Annotated in this window: 25 protein-coding genes; 13 read left to right on the top strand and 12 right to left on the bottom strand. The window is 38.8% G+C overall.

Translation table 11 applies throughout. The features are described from left to right. Positions 1–135 precede the first annotated feature (135 nt). Both QT16_RS01530 and QT16_RS01525 read left to right on the top strand, forming a co-directional pair. Positions 136–1053 carry an ExeA family protein gene (locus QT16_RS01530; protein WP_039484831.1) on the top strand — a complete coding sequence of 306 codons (918 nt, stop codon included), beginning with the start codon at positions 136–138 and terminating at the stop codon, positions 1051–1053. Between the two features lie 11 nt (positions 1054–1064). Then, positions 1065–2102 (top strand): general secretion pathway protein GspB, encoded by a 1038-nt coding sequence (locus QT16_RS01525; RefSeq protein WP_039484828.1) that lies wholly within the window; start codon positions 1065–1067, stop codon positions 2100–2102. Between the two features lie 53 nt (positions 2103–2155). On the opposite strand, the gene QT16_RS01520 is transcribed toward QT16_RS01525, so the two are convergent. Next, complete coding sequence (locus tag QT16_RS01520) at positions 2156–3349, bottom strand: cyclic di-GMP phosphodiesterase (RefSeq protein ID WP_039484825.1); 1194 nt, start codon at positions 3347–3349, stop codon at positions 2156–2158. A 118-nt stretch (positions 3350–3467) separates the two neighbouring features. Then, positions 3468–7271 carry a bifunctional proline dehydrogenase/L-glutamate gamma-semialdehyde dehydrogenase PutA gene (putA, locus tag QT16_RS01515; RefSeq protein WP_024596881.1) on the bottom strand — a complete coding sequence of 1268 codons (3804 nt, stop codon included), beginning with the start codon at positions 7269–7271 and terminating at the stop codon, positions 3468–3470. 168 nt (positions 7272–7439) lie between these two features. Between putA and QT16_RS01510 the strand changes: the two genes are divergently transcribed. Further along, on the top strand, positions 7440–7922 hold the full coding sequence (locus tag QT16_RS01510; protein WP_024596882.1) for a winged helix-turn-helix transcriptional regulator: 483 nt from the start codon (positions 7440–7442) through the stop codon (positions 7920–7922). An 80-nt stretch (positions 7923–8002) separates the two neighbouring features. On the opposite strand, the gene QT16_RS01505 is transcribed toward QT16_RS01510, so the two are convergent. The 7 genes from QT16_RS01505 to QT16_RS01475 form a co-directional block, all read right to left on the bottom strand. After that, complete coding sequence (locus QT16_RS01505; RefSeq protein ID WP_039484818.1) at positions 8003–8992, bottom strand: sensor domain-containing diguanylate cyclase; 990 nt, start codon at positions 8990–8992, stop codon at positions 8003–8005. 184 nt (positions 8993–9176) lie between these two features. After that, positions 9177–9557, bottom strand: a complete 381-nt coding sequence (locus QT16_RS01500) for a DP-EP family protein (protein WP_039484816.1) — start codon at positions 9555–9557, stop codon at positions 9177–9179. A gap of 20 nt (positions 9558–9577) precedes the next feature. Then, positions 9578–12832, bottom strand: coding sequence for an nSTAND1 domain-containing NTPase (locus QT16_RS01495; RefSeq protein ID WP_039486005.1), 3255 nt, complete (start codon positions 12830–12832; stop codon positions 9578–9580). Between the two features lie 171 nt (positions 12833–13003). Next, positions 13004–13840, bottom strand: coding sequence for a mechanosensitive ion channel family protein (locus tag QT16_RS01490; RefSeq protein WP_002958733.1), 837 nt, complete (start codon positions 13838–13840; stop codon positions 13004–13006). Between the two features lie 38 nt (positions 13841–13878). After that, positions 13879–14622: an LrgB family protein gene (locus tag QT16_RS01485; RefSeq protein WP_039484814.1), complete on the bottom strand. Its 744-nt coding sequence runs from the start codon at positions 14620–14622 to the stop codon at positions 13879–13881. Further along, a complete protein-coding gene (locus tag QT16_RS01480) occupies positions 14615–14968 on the bottom strand; it encodes a CidA/LrgA family protein (protein ID WP_039484812.1) in 354 nt (117 codons plus the stop codon). Before QT16_RS01480 ends, QT16_RS01485 begins: the two co-directional genes overlap by 8 nt. Before the next feature lie 71 nt (positions 14969–15039). Beyond that, entirely contained in the window at positions 15040–15831 is a 792-nt protein-coding gene (locus QT16_RS01475) for a crotonase/enoyl-CoA hydratase family protein (RefSeq protein WP_039484810.1), read from the bottom strand. Positions 15832–16198: 367 nt separating this feature from the next. Here QT16_RS01475 and QT16_RS01470 point away from each other — a divergent pair, with 367 nt between their 5' ends. From QT16_RS01470 to QT16_RS01460, 3 genes are read left to right on the top strand one after another with little or no spacing between them, the layout of a single operon-like run. After that, on the top strand, positions 16199–16519 hold the full coding sequence (locus QT16_RS01470; RefSeq protein ID WP_002958729.1) for an HI1450 family dsDNA-mimic protein: 321 nt from the start codon (positions 16199–16201) through the stop codon (positions 16517–16519). Between the two features lie 42 nt (positions 16520–16561). Continuing rightward, the gene (locus QT16_RS01465) at positions 16562–17374 is read left to right on the top strand and encodes a DUF481 domain-containing protein (RefSeq protein ID WP_024597159.1); all 813 of its coding nucleotides are present in this window, start codon (positions 16562–16564) and stop codon (positions 17372–17374) included. 25 nt (positions 17375–17399) lie between these two features. Further along, positions 17400–17882, top strand: a complete 483-nt coding sequence (locus QT16_RS01460) for a hypothetical protein (protein ID WP_002958727.1) — start codon at positions 17400–17402, stop codon at positions 17880–17882. Between the two features lie 41 nt (positions 17883–17923). Here QT16_RS01460 and QT16_RS01455 read toward each other — a convergent pair whose 3' ends face one another. Then, positions 17924–18409 carry an FKBP-type peptidyl-prolyl cis-trans isomerase gene (locus tag QT16_RS01455; protein ID WP_002958726.1) on the bottom strand — a complete coding sequence of 162 codons (486 nt, stop codon included), beginning with the start codon at positions 18407–18409 and terminating at the stop codon, positions 17924–17926. Positions 18410–18421: 12 nt separating this feature from the next. Further along, entirely contained in the window at positions 18422–19333 is a 912-nt protein-coding gene (ygfZ, locus tag QT16_RS01450) for a CAF17-like 4Fe-4S cluster assembly/insertion protein YgfZ (RefSeq protein WP_002958725.1), read from the bottom strand. A gap of 164 nt (positions 19334–19497) precedes the next feature. On the opposite strand from ygfZ, the gene QT16_RS01445 reads away from it, so the two are divergent. Next, positions 19498–19749: an FAD assembly factor SdhE gene (locus QT16_RS01445; RefSeq protein ID WP_002958724.1), complete on the top strand. Its 252-nt coding sequence runs from the start codon at positions 19498–19500 to the stop codon at positions 19747–19749. Positions 19750–19804: 55 nt separating this feature from the next. Then, positions 19805–20161, top strand: coding sequence for a hypothetical protein (locus QT16_RS20950; RefSeq protein WP_039484806.1), 357 nt, complete (start codon positions 19805–19807; stop codon positions 20159–20161). On the opposite strand, the gene nadB is transcribed toward QT16_RS20950, so the two are convergent. After that, positions 20136–21746, bottom strand: coding sequence for an L-aspartate oxidase (gene nadB / locus QT16_RS01435; RefSeq protein ID WP_002958722.1), 1611 nt, complete (start codon positions 21744–21746; stop codon positions 20136–20138). The two genes, QT16_RS20950 and nadB, sit on opposite strands and share 26 nt — an antisense overlap. A gap of 245 nt (positions 21747–21991) precedes the next feature. Here nadB and rpoE point away from each other — a divergent pair, with 245 nt between their 5' ends. From rpoE to lepA, 5 genes are all read left to right on the top strand, one after another. Further along, on the top strand, positions 21992–22573 hold the full coding sequence (gene rpoE / locus QT16_RS01430; RefSeq protein ID WP_002958721.1) for an RNA polymerase sigma factor RpoE: 582 nt from the start codon (positions 21992–21994) through the stop codon (positions 22571–22573). A 1-nt stretch (position 22574) separates the two neighbouring features. Next, entirely contained in the window at positions 22575–23192 is a 618-nt protein-coding gene (locus tag QT16_RS01425; RefSeq protein ID WP_039484802.1) for a sigma-E factor negative regulatory protein, read from the top strand. A 4-nt stretch (positions 23193–23196) separates the two neighbouring features. Continuing rightward, positions 23197–24147: a MucB/RseB C-terminal domain-containing protein gene (locus QT16_RS01420; protein ID WP_002958719.1), complete on the top strand. Its 951-nt coding sequence runs from the start codon at positions 23197–23199 to the stop codon at positions 24145–24147. Positions 24148–24167: 20 nt separating this feature from the next. Next, positions 24168–24617, top strand: a complete 450-nt coding sequence (locus QT16_RS01415; RefSeq protein ID WP_039484799.1) for a SoxR reducing system RseC family protein — start codon at positions 24168–24170, stop codon at positions 24615–24617. 275 nt (positions 24618–24892) lie between these two features. After that, the gene (lepA, locus tag QT16_RS01410) at positions 24893–26680 is read left to right on the top strand and encodes a translation elongation factor 4 (protein ID WP_002958717.1); all 1788 of its coding nucleotides are present in this window, start codon (positions 24893–24895) and stop codon (positions 26678–26680) included. The last annotated feature ends 11 nt before the right edge of the window (positions 26681–26691 follow it).

The following is a 26691-nucleotide window of genomic DNA, read 5'->3' as shown; positions in this document are numbered from 1 at the left end:
GCAGCCTTAAAACAGCTGCACTTTTTTGTTTTACATAAATTTACGTTATTTCAATAATAAAGCGCTTACAACGTTGTCACTCAGCGCATTTTTTTGCCATTATAGGCCGTGATTTAATTACGAAGGAACATCACGGTGTATTTAAGCTATTTTGGCCTGAACGAAAAACCTTTTTCGATTTCGCCTAACCCTCATTACTTATTTTTAAGTGAACGACATAAAGAAGCCTTAGCACACCTTACCTATGGATTAGGTGAAGACGGTGGTTTTGTATTATTAACAGGTGAAGTAGGTACAGGTAAAACTACAATTACCCGCAGTATGTTAGAGCAGCTTCCTGAAAACACTCAAGTAGCGATGATCCATAACCCAGCGCTTTCAGAGCTGGAGTTATTAGCCAGTATTTGTGATGAGCTCAATATTAGTTACGATGTTCATAATGCGACGCTTAAAAGTCTTACCGATATTATAAAAAAGCATTTAGAGACTAATAATAAATCGGGCGGGCACACTATACTTATTATCGACGAAGCACAATTACTTGCCCCTAACGTGCTTGAGCAATTACGTTTGCTGACAAATATAGAAACCGATCATAAAAAATTATTACAAATAGTATTGGTTGGTCAACCTGAGCTGCAAGACCTTTTGAAGCGCAACGAATTAAGGCAACTTGCCCAGAGGATAACGGCTCGTTACCATTTATTACCACTTACGCAAGGCCAAACAGTCGCTTACATAAAGCATCGGTTACATATTGCAGGGTGTGATAAAGGAATCTTTTCGATGGATGCCATGCAAGCTGTTCATCAATTAACTGGCGGTGTGCCACGATTAATGAATTTGGTCTGTGAGCGTGCTTTAGTTGGGACTTTTGCAAAGCAGCAGTTGATAGTTGATAGCGATATAATAAAAAAATCAGCTCATGAGTCATTACCGATGGACTTTGTAGCACCGGTTAACGAAGCTAACAAAGCAACGTTATTTGTACCCTATAGCCTTGCATTCGCTGCTTTATTTGCCGTAGGCATTGGTCTTTCATTTATTTTATAGTTAGGTAAGTTATGTCTTATTTATTAGATGCGCTAAAGCAGTCGCAGCAATCAGATATGAGTGCTGAACAGTACGACTTACAATCTGAGCAGTTAAAGCAACAGCAAGCACTTAAGCGTTATAGACGATTAGCATTAGTATTTGGTACAAGCTTAGCTGCTTTTATTGCGGTAGCGGGTGGCTTTACCGCCGGAAAGTGGTTTCAAAGTACAACTTTATTAAACGCAGCGGGACCCGCTGTAATTAAGGTGGTGGAAAGCGAAAAATCATCGCCTAACAAAGACGTTAAAGAGGAAGATGCTGAAGCTGAAAAACAGCAAGTAGCTAAGTTGGAGCCTGCTAAAGTAGCTCCAACAAATACTGCAACGATTGAAGGGCAACTTGTGCATGTGCAAACCCCCAATGGTGTACAGCAAATGTTATTAACCCCAAATGGTCAGTATATTCCTATGCCGTCGAGCCAGGTTACGAGCGCAGCAGGTTATAATCAGCAAAACATGCAACAAGTAATGCCTGTTCAAAATTATAATCAGCCAGCGTTTAACCCACAAAGTAATTACAATCCAAATAATGCACAAAACACTGCGGTATTTGGGCAAAATCAAAATACCGCATCGGCTCAACTTGATATGAGTAAATATAAAGTATTGGGTAAGCCAATTAATGGCAGCACCCAATCTCAACAGACGAGTGACCCTGAGCTTGATGCCGTGCCTACAACTCTTAAAAATGCATTTGCGCAAGCTATACAAGATGTCGAAAAAAACCAAGATTATGAAGTTACTCAAGCGTCAAAAACGTCATCACGTGTTGAGCCTGTTGAGTTATTACCTGATGGTTTGCAATCAATGTTACCTAGTATTAAATATCAAGCGCATATATATTCATCGAGTGCTGATAAACGCTGGATCAAGCTAAATGGTCGAGAATTACACGAAGGAGAAAGCATAGGTGCTCTAACAGTCACAGAAATTACACCTGAGCAAAGTGTGCTAGATTTTGATGGTTATGAGTTTAGCTTAAAAGCTTTGCAAGACTGGCCGCAGTAAGCGCTTAGTTATCATGTTGAGAGCTCGGTAGAATATTGAGCTCTCAATAGTGCTTAGGATAATATTGAATTTTTATAAAAGCGTTCTAAATCAATATTATATTCTTTAGGTTTAACCGCTGACTCAAGAGTGTCTACAGTTTTTTTATTAGATAAATCAATATCTTTTACTTCGGTGTAGCGGCTATGCTTAGCGCTGTAAAATGTTTTAACGACAGGTTTTAGTGGTGCCCCCGGATTACTCTTGGTGACCAAACCTACTCTTTGGCTCGATAACCTGACAAGCGTTCCTACCGGATGGATGCCAATACATTGAATAAATTTATTAAGCAGCACAGGATCAAAGCTATCTGGGCACCCGTCTTTTAATATTTTAAACGCCTTTATTGGCTCCATGCCTGCTTTATAAACACGTTCTGCGGTAAGTGCATCATAAACATCTACCATTGACGCCATACGCACATACTGACTTATCTCGTCACCTTTTTTACCAAACGGGTAGCCTTTACCATCGAGTCTTTCGTGGTGCATACCTGCAATGTCTACCGCGATCCCTGTTAACCCAGAATCTTCTAATATCTCTTTACTGAAAAGCGAATGCATTTTCATTATTTTAAATTCGTCGTCTGTAAAGCGCCCAGGTTTGTTTAGCACTTCATCAGGGATTTTTATTTTACCAATGTCGTGTAATAGTGCGCCGGTAGTCAGCTCAACAATAGTATCTTTCTCTATATTTAAGTGTTTTGCAAAAATACCCATTAATATTGATACATTAATTGAGTGCTCAAGTAGGTAGGCATCTTTTTGGCGCATTTGGGTAAGGCAGGCTAGGGCATCTTGATTTCTAAAAACAGAATCCATAAAGCCACTTGCCAGTTCTCTAAACGGCGCTATATCTATATCACGGCCAGCTTTTATATCTTTAAATGCTTTTATTTGCAGTGTTTTTGCTTCGTCATAGAGCTTTTTTGCTTTTCCCATTTCTTGCTCAGCGCTGTTTATTTTTTGCCAAGGATCACGCTTTATTTTTGTTGTAGGTGTAGCGATAGGATCTTTTTCAGGGACTGAATCAATGAGGGTTTTATCTGGGTCGATTTCTACTTCTAAAATACCTGCTTTTATCAGGTTATTAATACCAGCTTGAGTTTTAACCCAGCCTTGGTTTTTAATTTTAATACTGCCAGTTTGTTTGGTAACGCTTTGCACAAACATACCTGGGACTAACTTAGTAATAGGAATGGTTTTCAATTTTACGGCTTCAGTTGTTAATCTACTTTTAAACTAACAAACTTATACGTAACGACCAAATAAAAAAGGCACTTTACAGTGCCTTATTTTATTTTTTAGTAAAAAAGCATTAGCTTAATTATTCATCATCTTCAACAAGCGTCATTAGCGAGGTATTACCGCCTGATGCTGTTGTATCAATACTAATTGTTTTTTCAGTAATTAAGCGCTTGATTAATGTATCGTAATACTCAGAGCTAATTACCGGTAAAATTGCGCCTTTACGCTGTGCAAGCTGTTGGCTAAAGTAGCCTAAACGAGACGAGCGAGCAGCAACTACCGCACCAGCTAAATGAGGGTGAGCCAAGATAGCTTGTAACTGATTAGGTTTAGCTACTTGGAAAACACCTTCAGCAACACCTGTAGAGATAAATTTATCTTTAAAGGCAACAGCTTCATCGTAAAACAGCTCAGACGCTACAGTAATTACCGTATTACCTGCGGCAATAGCGGTAATGATAGACAATGCCCAGAAGTTAAATGATGTGCTCTTATCTGCATAACACACTACACAGCCACGCGCTTCTAGATGAAGTGTATTAGACTCACCCGTTGGCCCTGGCAGGGTAGTAAATTTACGCATGTGCTTTTCAAGGCGGTTAAGCTGTGCACGAGCTTCTGATAATGTTAATGCTAAATCGTCTGCTAAATCGTCGATAATTTCTACCGTCGCGATTTTAGCAAGCAACTGACGCACAGCTGAAACACGGTCGTTTAGTGGTGTTGCACGCCAGATTTTTTCATCGCGCATTGAGTTAGCCATTAGCTTTTTAACTTGCTCATTTGCACCGCTATAGTGGTGTAAATCAAGCTCATCTGGCGTCAGGTTTGTCATTTGCACGTTATCTGGTGATGCCTTTTCTTTTACTAAACGTTGAAGGTAGTTAGGGCCACCGGCTTTAGGGCCAGTACCTGATAAACCACGGCCACCAAATGGTTGCACACCAACAATAGCACCAATCATGTTTCGGTTAATGTAAACATTACCTGCACGTGACATTTTAGCAAGGTACTCACAGCGCTCTTCAATACGTGAATGTACACCCATTGTTAAGCCATAACCTGTGTTATTAATTTGATCCATCACATCATCAAGTTCGCTCGATTTAAAGCGAACAATATGAACACATGGGCCAAATACTTCACGCTTAAGTACTGATAAATCTTTGATTTCGTATAAACGAGGTGCAAAAAAGTATGCGCCATTTTGAGTGTTATCCGGGATTTTACACTCGTAATGAAGTATAGAATTACCTTTTAAGTACTCAACGTGCTCGTTTAAATTTTTAAGTGCTTTTTCATCAATTACCGGACCAACATCAGTTGATAGTAACGATGGGTCGCCAATGTGTAGCTCAGCTAGGGCACCTTTAAGCATTTCGATAATGCCATCTGCTACGTCATCTTGAATGAATAACACACGAAGAGCAGAACAACGTTGCCCAGCACTTTGAAAACCAGAACTGATCACATCGTCAACTACTTGCTCAGGAAGCGCCGTTGAGTCAACAATCATACAGTTTTGGCCACCTGTTTCTGCAATTAACGGTACTTGAATATCGTTACGTGCAGCAAGTGTTTGAGAAATTAATGTGCCAGTTTCAGTAGAACCTGTAAACATAACCGCTTGAATGCGCTCATCAGGAACAATTGTTTTGCCTACTTCAGAACCACGAGCAATAACCGGTTGAACAACATGCTCAGGTAAACCAACAGACAGCATTAGTTCAATAGCACGAAGGGCTATTAAACTTGTTTGCTCAGCAGGCTTTGCAATTACAGTGTTACCTGTGACAATCGCAGCGGCAACTTGGCCTAAGAATATTGCAAGCGGGAAGTTCCACGGGCTAATACATAAAATAACGCCACGGGCTTCAAAACGCTCATCTTGCGATAGCTCCTCAGCGCGCGCCGCGTAGTAACGGCAAAAATCAACCGCTTCACGTACTTCATCAATACCATCTTGCGCTACTTTACCTGCTTCTTTAATACAGATAGCAACAAGTTCGTCGTGATGACGCTCTAATATGTCAGCAACGCGACGCAGTAAGTTAGCTCGCTCTCTTACTGGTGTTTGTGACCATGATTCAAGTGCTGCTTCAGCGTTAGCCAGTAATACTTTCATCTCTTCGCCAGTTTGCAGTTTAACGTGGCCGATGATTTCTTTGTGATTTGCTGGGTTTTTAACAGCTAATGAGCCTTCAGGTACTTGACTTTGCTCAATTAAGTGCTCGTTAAACCATGTTTCAAGATTCTCTTTGAAAGGGGTGATAACGTTGATGTCGGTTAAATCCATGCCTTTAGAGTTAGCACGTTCTTCACCGTATAAATCAATTGGCATTTTGATTTGCGTATTGTACTTGTTACGCAAGCCTTGCAATGTTTCTACAGGGTCTGGTAGTAATGATTCAACAGGTTTTGTTGTATCTACAATGGCGTTCACAAATGATGAGTTAGCACCATTTTCTAACAAACGACGAACAAGGTACGCAAGGAGGTCTTCGTGTTGACCAACTGGGGCATACACGCGGCATTGAATTTTTTCTTCGTTAACGATTTGGTCGAATAATGACTCACCCATACCGTGCAAACGTTGAAATTCGAAACCTGTGTTGTCGCCTTTTGCTACTTCTAAAATAGTCGCGGCAGTGTAAGCGTTATGTGTAGCAAATTGCGGATAAAGCACATCGCGCGCTTCAAGCATTTTAATAGCACACGCTTTGTAAGAAACGTCTGTTGTTGCTTTACGGGTAAATACTGGGTAATGATCTAAACCATCTTGCTGTGTGGTTTTTATTTCAGTATCCCAGTATGCGCCTTTTACTAGACGTACCATCATCTTGCGACCAACGCGGGTTGCAAGGTCAGTTAGCCATTCAATTACAAAAATAGCGCGTTTTTGATAGGCTTGAACCGCTAAGCCAAACCCTTGCCAATCACCAAGATCTTCATCACTGAATACCGCTTCAATTACATCTAATGAAATATCTAAACGGTCTGCTTCTTCTGCATCAACGGTAAAGCCGATATCGTATTTTTTAGCGGCAAGAGCAAGTTCTTTTAACTTAGGGACTATTTCTTCCATCACACGGTCTTTATGAGTGAACTCATAGCGTGGATGAATAGCAGAAAGCTTAACTGAAATGCCAGGGCTCTTAATTGGACCACGACCATTGGCCGCTTTACCAATTGAGTGTATAGCATTCATGTAGCTGTCAAAGTAACGCTTCGCATCTTTCATTGTGCGCGCGCCTTCGCCTAGCATATCGTAAGAATACACATAACCTTTTTGCTCTGTTTCGGCAGCACGTTCAATTGCTTCGTCAATGGTACGACCCATTACGAATTGCTTGCCCATAATTTTCATAGCAAAGTTTACAGACTTACGAATAACTGGCTCACCTAAACGACCAATGGTCTTTTTAAGCATGCCGAACTGTTGTTCTTTAGTTTTGTCTGTGTAGTTAACCATTTTACCGGTAACTAATAATCCCCAAGAAGATGCGTTTACAAATAAAGAATCGCTGCTTCCTAAATGAGAGCTCCAATCACCTTTGGCTAACTTGTCACGAATAAGTACATCTTGAGTTGCTTTATCTGGTACGCGAAGCAGTGCTTCGGCCAAACACATTAATACAACGCCTTCTTCACTAGAGAGTGAAAATTCATTTAAAAGCGCATCAACACCGCCTTGCCCATCTTGCTCTTTACGAATGTTCAAAACAATCTGGCGGGCTCTTTCCCAGGCACGACTTCGTGCTTTTACGCCTACTTCTGCAAGCGGTAAAATATGATCAATAACTGCATTTTCATCTATGCGGTAAAAGTCACGGATTCTTTGTCTGATAGGACAAGTAGTAGTTAAATCGCCGTTGAATAACATAAGCAACCCTCAGGATGTTAAGAATTAAAGTAAAATTAATTACCAATAAATTACCAGTGATATTGTGAGTGCATTCTAATTAAAATTCAGCAGAATATGCTGGTTAAATTTCGCGATTTACGATAATTTACAGGGTATAAATTTAACTTATCCGCATAAAATTCTGTTATGACAATTCCAAATAGATTACGCATGCTAGATCGTATTGATTTAGCCATACTAGACGTTCTTCAAAAGAACGGCAGAATTTCTAATGTTAACCTCGCAAAACAGGTTAATTTGAGTGCCAGCCCGTGCCTAGATCGTGTTAAACGATTAGAGCAAGAAGGGTATATTGAAGGCTATTATGCCAAGCTTAGCGAAGCTAAACTTAATCAGAGCTTAGTAGCGCATGTTCAAGTATCGCTTGTTGCTTCAAATACAGCTGTATTTAAAGTATTTAGAGAGCACATATTAAGGATAGAACAAGTAGTCGAATGTGACATGGTTGCTGGTGGTTATGATTACTTATTAAAAATTCGCGTTTCTAATATGGAAGAATATAGACAAGTTCTTGGCGACTTAGTAGATATTCCCGGCGTGGGTACTCATCATACTTATATGGTGATCGAAAAGATTAAAAAAGACGAAGGATTGCTAATCGATATTTAAGCTTTTCTCAAGTAATAAAAAAACCGCAATTGCGGTTTTTTTATTTTAGTAGATAAATGCTATACCAAATAGTTAGTACATCACCTTATACATAATTTATTACGACCTTCCGACTTCGCTCTGTATAAGGCCGTATCCGCCGCGCATATTAATGCCTCAGATGTTCTGTATTGATTATTGTATTCACATGCTAAACCCTGACTTACACTTATTTTTACATTCGCTGGTAAACCGAGATCTCTAAAATTAATGTTGAGTATTTTTTCCTGAATACGCTTAGCAATCATTTGTGCATTTGAAATGTGCGAACGAGGCAGCACAACAGCAAACTCCTCACCACCATAGCGTGCTACTAAACTGTCTTTAGATGGTAAGCACTCTTCAATTGTACGAGCGACTTTTTGAAGGCACTTATCACCTTTTACATGGCCAAAGTTATCGTTAAATAATTTAAAGTAATCAATATCGATAAGTATAAAGCTAAGAGGCTGCTTGTTAACTATGCACTCTTGCCAATTTTTAATGATGGTTTTTTCTAAAGTACAACGATTAGCAATACCAGTGAGGTGATCAAGTTTGGCTACGTTTTCCAGTACTTTATACTTTTTAACGTGCTTTGAAATATCATGCATTATACAAATAAAAAGTGGGGTACTTGCGACTACCGATTCGGGTAAACATGATATAGATAACTCAACATCTAAACAGTTACCATTGTTTTTTCTTATTTTAACTTCTTTTGGACCATGATTGAGTGGTGTTTGATAGTTGTTTTTCCAACTTTCAAACATGTATTTATAGTCATCGCGATACTGTTCTTGTAAACAATCTTGCCATTTTTTACCTATTAATGAATCAGACGTTACATTGAAAAAACGTGCTGCTACGGGATTTACTGATTCAAACACCCCATCTGCATTAACAATAAAAATAGCATCGGCCATGACATTAGTAACATTAATAATTGCGCTTATTTTTTCATTGTTAACGGTATTAGAAATGCTGCTGATTAATGCAGATACAGCGCTGTCGGTGTTGTTTGCTCTGCTATTTTCATTATTGTTAGACATGGTGTTGCTCATTTTTATTGTTAATGAAACTTTATGTCTAGCAGTTTATTCAATTTATCGTTTTTAAACCTTTCGGTAACCTTCTGATTTAAGTTGTTGTTATTTATGTTTATTTAAGGGGCGTTTTTAAATAAATTGCACCGCAATTAATATGCCTGTGCAATTTAAAAATAAGCATTACTAATTAGAGTTCTTTTTCATTCTTAACTTGAGGATCAGCGCTTTCATATTTATTGCCATTACACTCAACGTTAAAGATTAAGCATACAGAGCCATTATTTTCATCTGTGTCGGTAATGATAATTGTGTGGCCGTTGTCACTTACTTTATAGCTGAAGTCTTGGGCGCATGGTTTTTGTGTGTCGATATCGGTGATAGTAGCGCCAGTAAATACGAAACCATTTTGAATTGTGGCATCGTCTAAATTGTAGTTGCCAGCGGTTTCAGTTCTTACAACACCACCGCCAGTAGCGGGTTCGCCATTTTTTGTATAGCTAAAAATAGCTTTACCGTTGTTAAGTTTAATATTTACTTGAAAGTCGACATTCTCTAGGGTGTTATTCATATCATTTCCTTTATGAGTAATTATAGTTGGAAGTTCGTAATGCCTAATTTAACTAGGCTTGTTTTTATTTCTGATATCTCGTCTTCTCTGTTTAAACAGGTATAAGCTTGTACTAGTGGGTATGTTATTTTTACGCTCTGACTTATTTTTGCAGCTTCAGAAATAGCTTTGATAGCACTTAAGCAAAATTGCTCTCGCTGTTTATTAGTTGTAGCTAAGTTTGCTTTGATTAAGTTTATTCTTGTATATACTAAGTAATCACCAGTTTTAGTTAGGTTGGCTAATTGATGTTTGTAGTTTTCATTATTCTCAAGCTCAGTTAATAACTCCTGCGCTTTGAGTGGTGATTGTCTATTTATAAAATATTGAATCAGTGTAATTTGTGTATTAATAGTGCTGGTATTTTTAAAATTTTGAGATTTTAAAAAATTAATTATTTTTTCAATTGTTGAGTCAGTAGCTTCATCAGTAGATAGCATTAGTGAATGTGCTAAAGAGCGATAATACATAAGCTGAAATTTATTGTTTTTTGGGTCTTGTACTAAAGCTTCATTGATAACTTGATTCGCCAAGCTGGCTTTTTTATGGGCCATCCGTTTATCACTCAAATAGCTCAGTAAATAACTTTGTTGCATATATAGGTTTGCTGACGTGTAAAAAAGGCTTGCATCACTAGGGTAGTTAGCAATCAATTTTGTGATTACGTCAACTGCACTTTCCAATATATTAACTGCTTCATTAAAGTTACTTAGCTTCTCTTCTGTTTTTGCAAGCCAACTAATCGTATCGGATTTATCTCGAAGTAAATCTTTGTTATTAGGTTTGAGTTTAAGCGCTTTATTTTTAAGTAAAAGTGACTCTGCAAAGTTCTTTTTAGCAGCGCTGTAGTTGGATTTTTCTATGTATAAAGAACCTAAAGAATTAGATGAATACGATAATTCCATAATGGAGTTAAAATCATTGGCTGCCAGCGCATACATTTTTTTACTGTAAGCGTGGTATTTTTTAAACATTTGCTCAGTAGCTTGATGATCATTTTGGTCATAAGCTAATTGACCAAGCCAAAAGGCATTGGCGCCTGCAAGCGTTAGTAGCTCTAAGTTGCTAGGCTGTATTTTTAATAATGCCTCAAGGCGGGTGCGGGCGTTTTCAAAGGCGGTAAAGGCTTCATCGGTTTTGCCGCGCGAATAAGCTACTTCACCCATTGCTTCGAGGGTTTGTGCGTACTGAAAACGTTTGTTAAATTGTGCTTTATTATCGCTAAAGCTAAAAAGTGAACTTGATTGGTCAGTTTGATCAGTAAAATACTCAAGTGCTTTATTACTAATACCATCAAGTAAGTCCATACGTTCAACGCTACGTAATTTATCGGCAAAGTCGCCGACCATAAACCCTAGTAAGCTTTCGGCCTCAAGCTGCTTTTTTTGCGCATGCTGTTGGGCCTTAAAACTAGTAAAGCTCATTAATAACGCGGTAAATGTAAGTAAGCACAATAAAGCAACGGTCACTCTTTTTGCTCTTATTTTTGTTTTTGTTTTTTTTACAGAGCTTTTGATAAGAGCATGCTCGTTATCATCTAATTTAAACAGTTTGTCGTTAAGTAATAGCTGCGCTTCTTGTAGCGGTTTACCTGGCGCTAGGAGGTAAGCACTACTTTTACCTTCATCTACCCAATTTTGTGCTTGATGTTGTAAACGACTTTTTATTGCTAAGGCATCTTTATGGTCATTAATCCATTGTTTTGCGCGCGGCCATTGACGCAATAATGCCTCGTGAGCAAGACTAAAACAGGCTTCTTGGTTTTGTAAATGCGATACAAATAAACGGCTATCGACCATGGCTTGTACAAGCTCTTTTTGGCTTGTGTTGGTTAATGTTTGCCAGCGGGCAGCGCGGCTCGTAATGGTTTTACCATCTGGGTTTAAAGTGATCAGTTGTGATAATACGCTTTTTAGTTGTTGCTGTTGCTCATTACTAAGGCCAATAAATATATCTTCTGCTTTTTTGCCTATGGCGCCCTCAATACCCCCGAGTTTTTTGTAAACACTGTGCAGTAGCTCGTTATTATCACTGCGCTGTAAGTACAGCTCTTGCAATGTGTATTGCAGCATGGGCAATGCATCGGGGTTATTGGCGGTATCGGCGCACAATATTTCATCCAGTGGTGTTTGAGTTTGTGGGTCATTGGAGAACGTTAAATTAGCGGTTAACGCTGGCAGGCGAATAATTTGTTGGAGTTCTTGACGGTTTGGCGGTGTTAAATCGTAGTGCGCGCCATGAGCTTTGCCTGCCATTAAACTTGGTTGTTCAACCACTAAAGGATAAAAGTCGTTACGACACGCACTAAATACAATCACAGCTTTAGAGATTGCTAAGCGTTCAATAACCGATAAAAAATGGCTGCGTGTTTCGCTACTAAATATAGGAGAAGAAAGCAGTACTTCTAAGCGGTCAATAAATAAAAATAACTGGGGTGTTTTAAGTTGTGTAGAGGCTTTACTAAGTGCAGCTTGTATGGCGTTAATTACGCCATCTATTGCCAATTCTAGTTGCTCTGCAAGTGTTTGCGCGCTTAATCCTTCAAACACAGGCTGGTCGTTTATATCCCAATCAAGTAATGCAGAAGCTAAGTCTAGAAAAAGTCTATTTTTATGCACATCTGCAAAGTCGATCTGGGTGTAGGAAATAACCCCGATGCCGTTATAGCCTCGCTCATCTAGCAGTTTTGGTAAAATTCCAGCATTAACAAGCGAGGATTTACCTGTACCACTAGGGCCAAGTATTAAGCAAAAAGCACGACCGTAATTTACTTGGCTAGATATCCTTTCCAGCAGGGTAGCTATAGATTGGGTACGGCCAAAAAAAACGTGGGTATCATTTGGGTTATATGCACGCAGGCCTAAGAAAGGGGATCCTCCCTGCCATGTACTCTTAGTGCTTGGGATAGGATCTGCTAACGGAAAAGATAATTTTGCAATAATGCGGTAGCCACGTTTACGGATAGTTTCAATGTAATGTGGTTCATTGGCTTTATCACCGAGCGCTTTTCTTAGCTGAGTGATAGTTTTATGTAATGGATTATCGCCAATATCAGTATTTTTCCAGCATTTATTGAGCAATTCATCGCTGCTTACAATGTCGCCATTTTGTTGACACAAATGCAATAAAACTTCCATCGCTTTGGGCTCTAACTGTTTGGCTTTACCAGTGAGTTGAATTGAGTTAGTTGAAGGTGTTACTTGCCAATCGCCTAGGTAGAAGGGGTTGCGCATCATCATTACTCATTATTGTTTTTTTATTATTAAAATTAAGTGCGTATTGATATTTATTAACACTATTTATATGGCAAATAAATCTATAACACAACTATTTGAGTTTATTCTGAGCAGAGAGGGGGGGTAGGAAAGGATGAGCTTGCAGATATGCAAGCTCAAAATAAAAATAAATTAGCTTTCTAGGTCGGCTTTGTTAATTGTAATGACGCGTTGAGGGAATGGAATTTCAATATCAGCGTTATTAATTGCTTTATAAACACCACCGTTAATAGCCAGTTTGGTTTCGATAATTTTAGTAGTAGGCACCCAATATCGGTAGCTTATTGTAACACCGCTATCGGCGAAGCGTTCAATACCCACTTGTGATAACGGATTTTGTGCGACTAATTCATGTGCTTTAAGTACGTCTTCAATGAGGCTAATCGCGTTATCAGAGCAAGCACTATAGGCTATGTCTATTTCACCTTTGACCAATGAGTAACTAAATGAGTTATGAAGTATTTCACCCACTATATGCTTATTTGGAATAGTAATTTCTACTTTTTCTTCATTGATTAAAATAGTGTAGCCAAGCTCAATTGTTTTAACTTGGCCGCTTACATTTTTAACTTCAATAGTATCACCAACAACAAAAGGTCGAGTGGCTATAATGGCAAGGCCTGCACCATAATTAGAAAGCATTCCTTGCAGCGCTAAACCAGCACCTAAAGATGCAGCACCAATGGCTGCTACAAATGGCGTAACGCTGATACCTATTTTGCCAAGTGCAATAATTATAACCATTACAATGAGCAGTACTTTTACCACGCTACTGACAAAGTTTGTGAGCGTAATATCAACGTTATGGCGGGTCATTAACGCGGCTACAAATTTGGCAAGCTTTTGTGCTATCCACAAACCAATGAGGACGATAAAAATAGCGCCAACAATTTGCATACTGTAGGTAACCATATACTCAGTAAGCATGGTGTAATATTTTTCAAACTGTTCGATTTCAGAACTGATCATAAAGCGCTCTATGTTAGGGCTATGTTGTATTTTTCCAACTATAGCAAAATGTTGACTAAAAATGGATATAACAGCGGCACTATAATCGCTGTTAATAAAGCACTTAGTGCCATTGCAACTGATGAGTAAGCGCCTACTTTTGGATGCTCAGCAATAGCAGCAGCGGTCCCAATTGCATGGCAAGCTGTGCCCATGGCAACGCCTTGAGATTCGTGATTAAAAATATTAATGAGTTTAAAAAGCATAAAACCAAATAAAGCGCCTAGTAAACCAATAAAAATAACTAAAGCCGCAGCAAGTGAGCTAATCCCTCCTAACGAGTCGGTAACAATTAAAGATATTGGGGTCGTCACACTGAGTGCGGCAACAGATGCACTTAGCTGTGCAGGTGCGTTAAATAATATGCTTAGCAAAAATGCCACAACGGTTGCGTTAACAATGCCTAAGCTACATGTTGCGACTATGAGTAATAGATTTTTTCGTACGTGTGTAAACTGCTGATATAAAGGAAGCGCTAGAGCCACAATTGCGGGCTCTAATAACCAGCTTAGTAATTTGCTGTGCGTGGCAAATTGCGTATAAGGCAAATTTAGATTAACAAGTAGTAAAGCGATAATACTAATACTTAAAAATACGGGGTTGGTGAGCGATTTAAATACGCTGTTTTTTATACTTTGGTTTACGGCCCTTAGTGCTAAAAATAATACAATAATAAAAGGAATACTTAGCCACCATAAATTAGGCTGTAGCTCTGAAATAGCGGAAAAAGTAAGATTAGTCATTATTTTCTTTTCCCTTAAAGTACGCAATTACACTGCTAACAAGCAATAAGATAGTTATAGGGACAAGCACCACAACTGATGCTAAAAATGCCCAGTGCGATTTTATAAGGCCGAGATGTTCAATAAATCCCACGCCAGCAGGAATGAAAAATATAGGCATAATATTTAAAATAGGGGAGGCGCATGGTTTTATATGTTGCTCTTTTACAATACCCGACAAGAGTAAAACTAATAAAATAACCATAGCGAGTAACGGCGCAGGAAAGCTTCCACCAATAAAGTGCATAATGAGTTTAGCGCAGGCTAAACATAGTAAAATAATAGCGCTACTGAGCAGATATTTCATCAAAGTGGCTCACAGAAAAGATAAGAGCTTAACTTTAACAAATCAAACTCTTTTATGCATTGTGCAATAGTCTACCAGTGCTTTGTATTTGCGTAGGTTATATCCGCTTTTCCTTTTGCTTTAGCAATTGCTTTTTTAGTGTTTGGGTTTAGCAATAAGCGAATTTGGCTAAAGGTTTCTTTAGCGAGTATTTTTCGTTGGTTTGGTTTGTAGCTAAGTTGTGTAACACGTTTAATAGCAGCAAGCGTATCGGGTGAGCGCTCAAGTAATGTATTGAGCATGTTTTGCGTGGCTTGTTGAGTATCATCGGTAAGCTGAGTAACTAAACCTAGCTCATTTGCTTGTTGTGCTGTGATTAGGTTTGCGTGGCTTGCAAGCCAAAGGGCTTGGTCACGCTTAACTAAACCGCTCATCATTACATTTGCGCCCATATCGGGGCACAAGCCCCAACGCGCTTCCATAATGGCAAGCTTGGCATCAATATGAACAATCCTGTAATCGGCACCTAGTGCTATTTGTAATCCACCCCCTAAACAGTTGCCATCAATTTGTGCAATAACGGGCACACTCAGTGACTGCCAGCCTAATACTACTTTTTGCGCTAAATTTTGATTGCCAGGTAACCATTTAAGCAGTAATTTTATAATATTTAGTGGTGCCGCCATTACGGCTGATATATCAAGGCCTGCACAAAAATGCTCGCCATCACCTTTTATTACTACAGCACGAATACTGCGGTCTTTTTTTATATTTTTAATGGCTTTGTTTAGCTCTACAAACATTTCAAAGCTTAATGCGTTTTGTTTTTTTGCTCTGCTAAGCGTGACGGTTGCAATGCCATTTTGTTTTTCTAGTTTTATCATTACACACTCCTCTGACCTGTTAGTTGAGCTTATGTTGTTATAAGAATTAAGTAAAGTGACGGTATTTTTTAAATAAATGGAATTTATTGCTAAAGCTGTAGTCTTAAAGGGTTAGATTTAGATGAGAAAAAGCTAAACAATTAGCACTTGAGATAATAAAATTTTTTACGTTGTTGTTTTAAGCTTAAATTAAAAAAGTAATCTTGATATTCAATGGGTTAGTTAAATTGTTATTTATTGTTTGAGCTGTATGCTGAATAAAGCATGACTCAGTTACAAAAAAGTCAGTGTTTTACGCTTTTTTTTATCAAAATGATGATGAGATTTGATAATATAGCGCAACTTAAAAGCTTAAGGTTAAGCACATATGTCGGGTCCACGTTTATATACGGTAGAAGAAGCTACTCACCAAGCTTATGATATTTTTTTAGAGCTAGCGCCAAATAACTTGAGTGATAAAGATGTTGAAGACTTTAATGAGTTTAGAGAAGACCTAGGCTTTATTGAAGAAGACGAGCCAGACGATCAGTGGCAAGATTTTGTTGCCCTTGAGATAGAGCCAGAGCACTTTATTCAGGTGCTAGTTGGTTTAGAATTTGAAAATGATGATGTTTTGTTTGCTAAAATTTTGATTAGTCGTGATAAAGATGCTCCGTTTTGTCATATTTTATGGAAAGAGAGTGAATAAGCAATACCGCTTATTTTTATAATTGTGTGCAGAGAGAGTGTTGTGCGTAAGTATTTATTTTTAATTTTTTTAATAATTAGCTGCCCAAGTTGGGCTGTTGATCCATTTGAAGATTTTCATGAATATGGCAAGCTCTCTGATGAAGAAATTCATGAGTTACACAAAGGTGATATGCTTTACGGTGATACTGAATTTGGTTTTATTCTAAGTAAAGGTAACACCAATTCGACCAGTTTTAAGCTCAAAGGTAATTTATACCAAGATTTTGAAAAGTGGCGTAACCAATTCAAAATAGACTCTCTTTATAAGCGTGATGAGAACGATGAAAGCGGTGGCACTGATGTTACAGCTAATCGTATTTTTGTATCAGCGCAAGGTAACTATAAAGTAGGTGTTAAAAACTCCTCATTTTTTATTTACGGTGATTACGAAGAAGATGAGTTTAGTGGACTTGATTTTAAAAGCACGGTGGCGACAGGCTATGGTGCGCGTGTATATCAAGGCTCTAAAAACAAAGTAGATATTGATATAGGACCTGGTTTATACCGTTCAGTCGCCGATGAAGATTCGGATGTGAGCGAAGATGAAATTGATAAAACCGGTTATTTAGTACGTGTTGCAATGCAGTGGGAACGTTTAGTTTCTAAGCGTACTCGTTTTAATCAAGATGTGAGTATAGAGCAGTCGCTTTCAGGTCTTAATTCTCGCTTAAAATCGGAAACCGCACTGATAAGCCAAGTGATTGGCGCGGTATCACTCAAATTTACCTACATGTATCGTTATAATTCAAAACCCGAAGATGATAAACTCAAGTTTGACTCAGAGCTGAGTGCTACATTGGTATACAGCTTTTAAGTATTTATTTAATTTAGAGAATATTATGTATCAGCATAAACAGTATGCGGTGTTTATCTTTTTTGTATTAGCGTGGATTGGCGGTTTTGTGGCGCTTGCGTGGAACTTGTTAGGCGCTGATGGACCTTTAATAATATTTACTGGGATTTTAGTGCTGGTGGGCTTTTTGTTCCATGGCCTAACAGTAAAAGTAGATGATAAAAATATTAGCTGGGCGTTTGGTCCAGGCGTTGCTGGGCAAAGTATTGAGCTTAGCGAAGTAGCAGAAGCAAAAGCAGTTCAAAACTCTTACAGGCACGGTATTGGTATGCGAATTACTCATGATGGTTGGGTGTATACAGTATCTGGCTTTAGTGCAATACAGTTAACGCTCAAAGATGGCACCTTGTATAGAGTTGGTACAAACGATCAAAAAGGTTTACTAGCTGCTTTAAAAGAAAAAAACGTATCAATCGCGCTGCCTAGTAAGCCAAAAGCTGAAACGGTTAAGCGTAACAATATGATATAAAAAAAGCGCCTTAGGCGCTTTTTTATCTGTTTAGCAGTGCATTAGTGGTCGTGGCCACACCCACCTTCGCCATGTACGTGGCCGTGAGTTAATTCATCTTCTGTCGCATCACGTACTTCTAGTATTTCTACATCAAAGTTAAGTGTTATACCTGCAAGTGGGTTATTACCATCTACAATCACTTCTTCATCTTGGATATCGATGATCATTACTGATTGGTCACCATCATCTGTTGATGCACGAAATTGCATGCCAACTTCAATTTCCATACCTTCAAACATTGATTTAGGTACTGCTTGCATTAGGTTTTCGTGGCGCTCGCCGTAACCTTCTTCAGGTTCAACCTTTACGCTAAGCGTGTCGCCTGGTTGCTTGCCCAGCAAAGCATTTTCTAGGCCTGAAATTAAATAGCCTGTGCCAATGATAAAGTGTAGTGGCTCACCACCGAACGAGTTATCAATGCTATTGCCATCATTATCCATTACTGAATAATGCATTTTTACCACTTTGTTTGCCGCAACGATCATAGTCATTCCTATTTATTCATCTTCAAGAGAGTAGGGTAGAGGCAGAATGCTTAGCTCCACCTGAGGTGTGTGTTTTGCACGAAGTACCTGAGTTACATCAGTATCGTTTGGCAACACAACGAGGCCTGTTAATTTATTTGTTTGCTCATCAAAGCTTTGTGCAATAAGTTTACCTGCACGGCGCCAATTTTCGCCTAATTGGGTTTCTAAATCAGGCTCTGAAAGAATCCCTTCGCTTTGCCCTGAAACGATATACATTGCACGTTTATTTTTACCAAGGTACTTCATACGGGCTACTGTTTCTTGACCGGTATAACACCCTTTTTTGAAACTTATACCGCCAATAGCATGTAGGTTTACCATTTGAGGAACGTACTCGCCAATTGCATCTGCACTCAGCTGAGGCTCACCGGCAAGCATCGCTGCTTGTTGCCAAGGGGCTTCGTTATCAAGTGTGGATACGTTATCAGGCATGCTAAATTGGTTATCAACCATTATTAAAACACGGTTATCAGCTAATTTTAGCGCTTTACCATTAGTAAAATCACACGCGCTTGCATCGCCTTCAAAGCTAATATCAAGTTGTGCCAGTACATCAGATAAATCATCACCAATTAAACCAATTAAACGCTTTGAGCATTCAGTAATATCAACTTTTGCAAATACAGCGTATTTTTTAAGTTCAGCTAATGATTTTTCAACTTCAGCTTGGCTACCCGCAAGGTAGTAACTATCTTGGTAAGAAAATAATTTAAATACACCCCAAAGTTTACCTTTGGCGCTGCAATGGCCAGCCCACAAATAATTACTGCTGGTTAATTTATTTAGATCTTGAGTGATTTGTCCGTGCAAATAAGATAATTTATCAGCACCGCAGAGGCTAATAAGTTGATGAGATAACGGACATGCATAAACGCTCGACATAAAAACCTTCTTTGCAATATAAATGAAGTGACATAATAACGCAGTTGTTACGTATGGTACAGACAAGCGCTTATTGGCGCGGGTTTATTATTTAATGAGAGATTAATAGCTGCTAAATAGGCTTGTGTTTGTTAAACTCGAGTCAATTAAGTATGAGGTTTAAAATGGTTGAAATTCATAGTAAAGCACGTATTCGTTGGGCTTGTCGTCGTGGCATGTTAGAGCTAGATGTTTTGTTTATGCCGTTTGTAGAAGAAGCATACGACTCTTTGAGCGCAGAGCAACAGGCTATCTTTCAGCGTTTGCTAACAGAAGAAGACCCTGACTTATTTGCATGGTTTATGGGTCATGAAGAATGTAAAGACGAGCAGTTAAACGGTATGGTTTCGCTGATCTTAGACCGAGTTCGTGTATAGGTTTACGGTTACAAATAATAAAGCTGACCACAAACCAATTGTGGTCTTTTTTTGTATGCTCAGTTTTATATTATGTTTATTTTTAGATTCACTATTAGCTATGCTTTTTTGTTTAATACTAAATGCACTAGCTGGCTTGATAATGTGGCGCAAAGTATTAGCAATTCACCCACATGAGGGCATTATAATATTAGAACCAAAGTTATTTAGGTTTGAGGGCGAGAGCTTAAAAATTCAGGGTGAAATAAGTAACAAAAGCCGATTTTATGGTAATAATATATGGCTTCATATTAAAGGTTTTAGTAACAACCATTGGCTTATAATTTCAGCCAATGGCGTTAATGAGCAAAGTTATGCGCGTCTAAAACGTGCCACTGTCGGCGCAATTAATTGCGTTTTGGAGTCAAAATAGTCGGCGTTGGGTTTTCACTTTGTTCAGGGTAATCAATAGTGTAATGCAAGCCTCTACTTTCTTTTCGCTCCATAGCACTTCTAATAATTAGCTCTGATACTTGCACTAAATTACGAAGCTCAAGTAAGTTGTTACTTACTCTAAAGTTTGCATAGTAATCGTGTATTTCTTGCTGTAGCAACTCAACTCTATGCAGTGCTCGTTCTAAGCGTTTAGTAGAGCGTACAATACCTACATAATCCCACATAAATAAACGTAGTTCATGCCAGTTATGGGTAATAACAATTTCTTCATCTGAGTTACTAACACGGCTCTCATCCCAATGAGGAAGCGCCATCGGCTCTGGTGCATGTTCAATTTTACTTAAAATATCTTTAGCTGCAGCGTGGGCAAATACAATGCACTCTAATAGTGAATTACTTGCCATACGGTTTGCACCATGCAAGCCTGTGTAAGCAACTTCGCCAACAGCATACAAGTTATCGAGATCTGTTTTACCGTTAAAGTCGGTCATTACGCCACCACAAGTGTAATGCGCAGCAGGTACAACAGGGATTGCTTCTTTTGTTATATCAAGCCCTACACTTAGGCATTTTGCGTAAATAGTAGGAAAGTGCTCAATAATAAAGTCTTTATCTTTGTGGCTAATATCTAAATAAACACAATTAGCACCTAAACGCTTCATTTCAAAATCGATTGCGCGTGCCACTATATCGCGTGGAGCGAGTTCTTCACGGCTGTCAAAGTCTTTCATAAAACGAGTGCCATCAGGTCGTTTTAAATAAGCCCCTTCACCGCGCATAGCTTCTGTAATTAAAAAGTTTTGTAGCTCTGGATGATAAAGGCTTGTTGGATGAAATTGATTAAATTCCATATTGGCAACTTTACAGCCTGCGCGCCATGCCATTGCAATACCATCACCACTTGATACATCTGGATTAGAAGTATACAAATACACTTTGCTTGCGCCACCAGTGGCAAGAGCAACAAATTTAGCTGAAATGGTTTCTACCTTTTTAGCTTTTTTGTTCCACACATACATACCTTCAATGTGTGAGCCTGTTTTTCCGGCGCTTTTATCTGTGATTAAATCAATGGCGTTGTATTGCTCTAAAAGCGTTATATTTTTATGAATTTTAACTTGGCTAATAAGCGTGGTTTGCACAGCTTTGCCTGTTGCATCGGCTGCATGCAAAATACGACGATGGCTGTGACCACCTTCACGTGTTAAGTGAAAACGCTCTTTTCCTTTGCTATCAAACTCCATATCAAAGGGTACGCCTTGGTCGATTAACCACTGTAGGCAATCGTGAGCATTGCTGGCGGTATAATGAACAGCGTCTCTATCGCATAAACCGCCGCCTGCATCGAGAGTATCTTCAACATGAGATTCTATGCTGTCGTTTTGTTTATCAAATACAGCAGCTATACCGCCTTGGGCATACAAAGTAGAACCTTCGGTAAGCGCTCCTTTACTGATCACGGTAACGTTACAATAATTAGCTAGAGATAATGCAAGTGATAAGCCTGCTGCGCCGCTACCTATAATAGCGACATCTGCAATGTGATGTTTATTTTGGTTCATGTCAGAGGTACTTTGCGGTTACAATGCTCATATAGAGCAATATTTGTTTTTAATATCTGTAGTTGTATCATATTTGTCATACTACTACGTAGTGATTTTAAAGGCTTAGCGCCGTTATTATCATCTATTTTATAAAAAAATAATATTAAGCAGAACTTTTTATTCATAAAGAGGTCAGAGTATTTGTGAACAATGACGACAATATGAATAACAAGCAAAAATCAGACATAGGAGTACCGGCTCGAATGAGCGAGCAGGAATTAGATTTAGTGCTAGTAAAAAGGGTCCAGCAAGGAGATAAAAACGCCTTCAACCTATTAGTAAAGAAGTATCAAAATAAAATTGCAGGTTTGATCTCACGTTATGTATCTAACCAAGGCGATATTGCTGATGTAGCACAAGAAGCTTTTATTAAAGCTTACCGTGCACTTCCTAACTTTAGAGGTGACAGCGCCTTTTACACGTGGTTATACCGTATTGCCGTTAATTGTGCTAAAAATTACTTAGTAGCCCAGGGGCGTAAGCCGCCAGCAAATGATATAGACGCTGAAGATGCCGAGTTTTATGATTGTGCAGATTCAATGCGATCGAATGCATCTCCTGAAAACCTACTTTTAAGCGAAGAAGTACGCGCTGTTATTTTTAATACGATTGATAGTTTGCCTGAAGATCTTAAAACCGCAATCACCCTTAGAGAAATAGAAGGGATGAGCTATGAAGAAATAGCAGTGGTAATGGATTGCCCAGTCGGGACTGTGCGTTCGCGTATATTTCGTGCCCGTGAAGCAATAGATAACAAATTAAACCCATTAATAGGCGAGTCTTAGTATGACAAAAGCACACCTTAACAAGTTAGATAACGAAGCGTTATCGGCATTACTTGATGGCGAGCAACATCTAAATGATGCAAAAATTGCAGAGCAAGATGTAACTACGTTTGGCCGTTATGCGTTAATTGGTGATGCGATGCGTGCTCAAAAAAATAATAACGACATACATATTGATATTAGCGATCGCGTTGCATTAGCACTTGAAAGCGAGCCTGTTTATGCTGACTTTAGTCAGTCAAAAACACAGCCTCAAGCAATCACTGAAACAGTACAAGATAATAAAGTAGTCGCTTTTAATTGGCGCAAACCAGTTGCTCAATTAGCTATTGCAGCAAGTGTAGCGATGTTTGCTATTGTGGGCGTTAATACGCTTCCTCAAAGTAACAATGAGCAGCAAAGTGAAATTCCATTACTGCAAACCACACCGTTAGCAGGTATGGCATCGCCAGTAAGTTATTCGTCTGAGCCTGCGCTTGAAAATGCAGAGCAAGGTTTACGTGAATTACAGCAACAACGTATTGGCGCATTAGTTCTTGAGCATCAACGCCAAGCACGAGTTGCGAATTCTTTAGAAACAGCGCAAACTAATACCAAAGCGTCTGAGGAAAAAAACTAATTAAATGAAAGTAATCACTTTTGTTCTGTCGTTGGTAGTAAGCTTTAATGCATTTGCCAACGACACAAATCCTGCCAAAGATTTATTACTCAAAATGGCTAATGCCGTTCACACCCGTAATTTTGACGCCTCGTTTGTGGTTGTCAAAGGTAAAACAATGGAACCCTACAGATGGGTGCATGCTTTACAAGGTGACACCGAACTTGAGCATTTAAGTTTACTTAACGGTGCTGGGCTTGAAATGGTCCGTATCGATAATCAAGTAACTTATTTTGAACCTCAGTCTGAACCATATTCTCTAAAAACAGATTCAATAGCAGGTCCAATCCCTGAAGTACTTTTTAAAGATATAGATCGCTTAAGTGCGCATTATGATTTTGTACTAGGCGGAAAAGGGCGTATTGCAGGGCGTGCAGCGCAACTTGTTCGAATTGAATCTAAAGACGAGTATAAATATAATTACTGGATTTGGTTGGATATGGAATCGTCGTTGTTACTAAAAGCCGCGTACGTTAACCATGAAGGTGAAGCCTTAGAGCAGTTACAGCTTACACACATTAGCGTGACAGAGCAGCCAGCCGGTATGCTAGTTGAAGTGCTCAATCGAAACTTTCCAACGCCTTTGCCAAACGATGCACTTATAAATGAAGATAGTACTGCCACAAACTGGAAAATCAGCTGGTTACCAGATGGCTTTGAGTTACTAAAATCAGACAGACATAAGCTCGATTTAAATAACGAATTAACTGATTATTACTTGTTCTCTGATGGTTTTGTTGAGGTTTCTGTATTTATTCAGCGCCCATTACCAGGTAAGCGTTTAAGTGGAGCACTCACTTCTGGTGCAACGACAGTATATGTGCATAATGGCGGTAATTTTGATGTATCGGTTGTTGGTAATGTACCGAGTATGACCGCAAAAGCGATTGCAGAGTCAGTTACTCGCGCACTATAGACGATTCCGTAAGGATTGTTATGATTGAACAAACCCTCACTGTTGTGGCCCTCGATGGCCACATTACTTATTTAGAAGCACAGCAAAAACAAGCTTGTGAAGGCTGCAATGGTCGTTGCGGCTCACAAGTGTTTAGTAAATTATTTGGCACTGCAAAAAAAACCTTTCCTTATAAATTTGAATCCTCTGTAGAAATAGGGCAAAAGGTCACTTTGTCACTAGATGATAGTCATGTTGTTAAGCATGCTTTTGCGGTTTACATGCTACCGCTCCTTTTGAGTCTTGTTTTTGCATTTGTTGCGGCGCAATTGTTTATGACTTCCGAAGGCTGGCAGATTTTAGCTGCTGCTATAGGTGGTGTTACTGGCTTTTTTATAGCTAAAACTCGCGTGAAATCTCTAAAGCACGATATAAAAGTTATAAAAATTCACCCAATTAGTATCCCTTTAACTCAAATAGATGGTGATTGACGCCAATTAAATGTAAAATTGCCGTTTTATACCAAAGTAACTTGGAAATACAGGGAATCGTGGTTTTTTAAATTATTTTATCTGGCTGAATTATTTAAGTTAAGTAAATATAACTTATTGTTATTCAATACATAAAATGGTTGTAACCCATCTTAAAAAGCGTAAGTACAGTTTGTTATATACAAATTTAGCTTATGGCATCCTAAAGCAAGTATTTTCAAGTCACTTAGGTATTCATATTTAGTCCATTAAAATAGAAGTATAGAATCCAGTTTATGAAGCATATCCGTAATTTTTCGATCATCGCCCATATTGACCATGGTAAATCGACCCTTTCAGATCGTTTGATCCAAGTTTGTGGCGGTTTAACCGACCGTGAAATGCAAAAACAAGTTTTGGATTCAATGGATATTGAGCGCGAACGTGGTATTACCATTAAAGCGCAAAGTGTAACGTTGAATTACAAAGCGAACGACGGCGAAACCTACCAACTTAATTTCATTGATACTCCAGGACACGTTGATTTTACGTATGAAGTTTCACGATCTTTAGCTGCTTGTGAAGGCGCGTTGCTTGTTGTTGATGCAGGCCAAGGCGTTGAAGCACAAACACTAGCTAACTGTTACACCGCTATTGAAATGGAATTAGAAGTAATTCCAGTACTTAATAAAATCGATTTACCGCAAGCGGATCCTTTACGTGTTGCAGAAGAAATTGAAGAGATTATTGGTATTGATGCCCTTGATGCAGTGCAGTGTAGCGCTAAAACAGGTGTAGGTATTGCCGAAGTTCTTGAAATGATTGTTAAAGATGTACCGCCGCCAGTAGGCGACAAAGATGCACCTTTACAAGCACTTATTATCGATTCTTGGTTTGACCCATACCAAGGCGTTGTATCACTAGTGCGTATTAAGCACGGTGAATTACGCACTGGCGACAAAATAAAAATAATGTCGAACGAGCATATACATACTGCTGACCAAGTAGGTGTGTTCACACCTAAGCAAACCAACACCGGTATTTTAAGAACAGGTGAAGTAGGGTTTGTTATTGCTGGTATTAAAGAGATACATGGTGCGCCAGTAGGTGACACTATTACTCATCAAAAAAATGCAGCTCCACTTCGCTTACCTGGCTTTCAAAAAATTAAGCCTCAGGTTTATGCGGGTATGTTCCCAATTGCATCAGATGAGTATGAATCGTTCCGTGATGCACTTAATAAATTAAGCTTAAACGATGCGTCGTTATTCTTTGAACCAGAGAATTCAACTGCACTAGGCTTTGGTTTCCGCTGTGGCTTTTTAGGTATGCTACACATGGAAATCATTCAAGAGCGTTTAGAGCGTGAATACGATATTGATTTAATTACAACAGCACCTACGGTAATCTATGAGATAGTTACTAAAGAAGGTACATTTCAGATTGATAATCCATCTGATTTGCCTGCAGTAAACGATATTGTAGAGATTCGTGAGCCGATTGTTGAAGCTAATATTTTGGTACCACAAGAATACCTAGGTAACGTTATTACTTTGTGTATTGAAAAACGTGGTAGCCAAACAAAAATGACTTATCACGGAAAGCAAGTAGCTGTAACGTACGAGTTACCTATGGCTGAAGTGGTGATGGACTTTTTTGATAAATTAAAATCAACTAGCCGTGGTTTTGCGTCGCTTGATTATAACTTTAAACACTTTCAAACATCAGATATGGTGCGTGTTGATATTTTAATCAATGGTGAGCGCGTTGACGCACTTGCGATAATTGTTCACAGAGATGGTGCGCAGTCTCGTGGTCGTCAGTTAGCTGATGCGTTAAAAGAGCTTATCCCACGTCAAATGTTTGATATTGCGATTCAAGCTGCTATCGGACAACATGTTATTGCCCGTACCACGGTAAAACAATTACGTAAAAACGTAATTGCTAAGTGTTACGGCGGTGATGTGAGTCGTAAGAAAAAGCTACTTAAAAAGCAAAAAGATGGTAAAAAACGTATGAAGCAAGTAGGTAATGTTGAAGTGCCTCAAGAAGCGTTTTTAGCTATTTTAAAAGTTGGCAAATAAAAACAAAGGAT

The organism is Pseudoalteromonas distincta (assembly GCF_000814675.1).
Classification (GTDB): Bacteria; Pseudomonadota; Gammaproteobacteria; order Enterobacterales; family Alteromonadaceae; genus Pseudoalteromonas; species Pseudoalteromonas distincta.
This window is presented reverse-complemented; position numbering and strand designations above follow the sequence as displayed.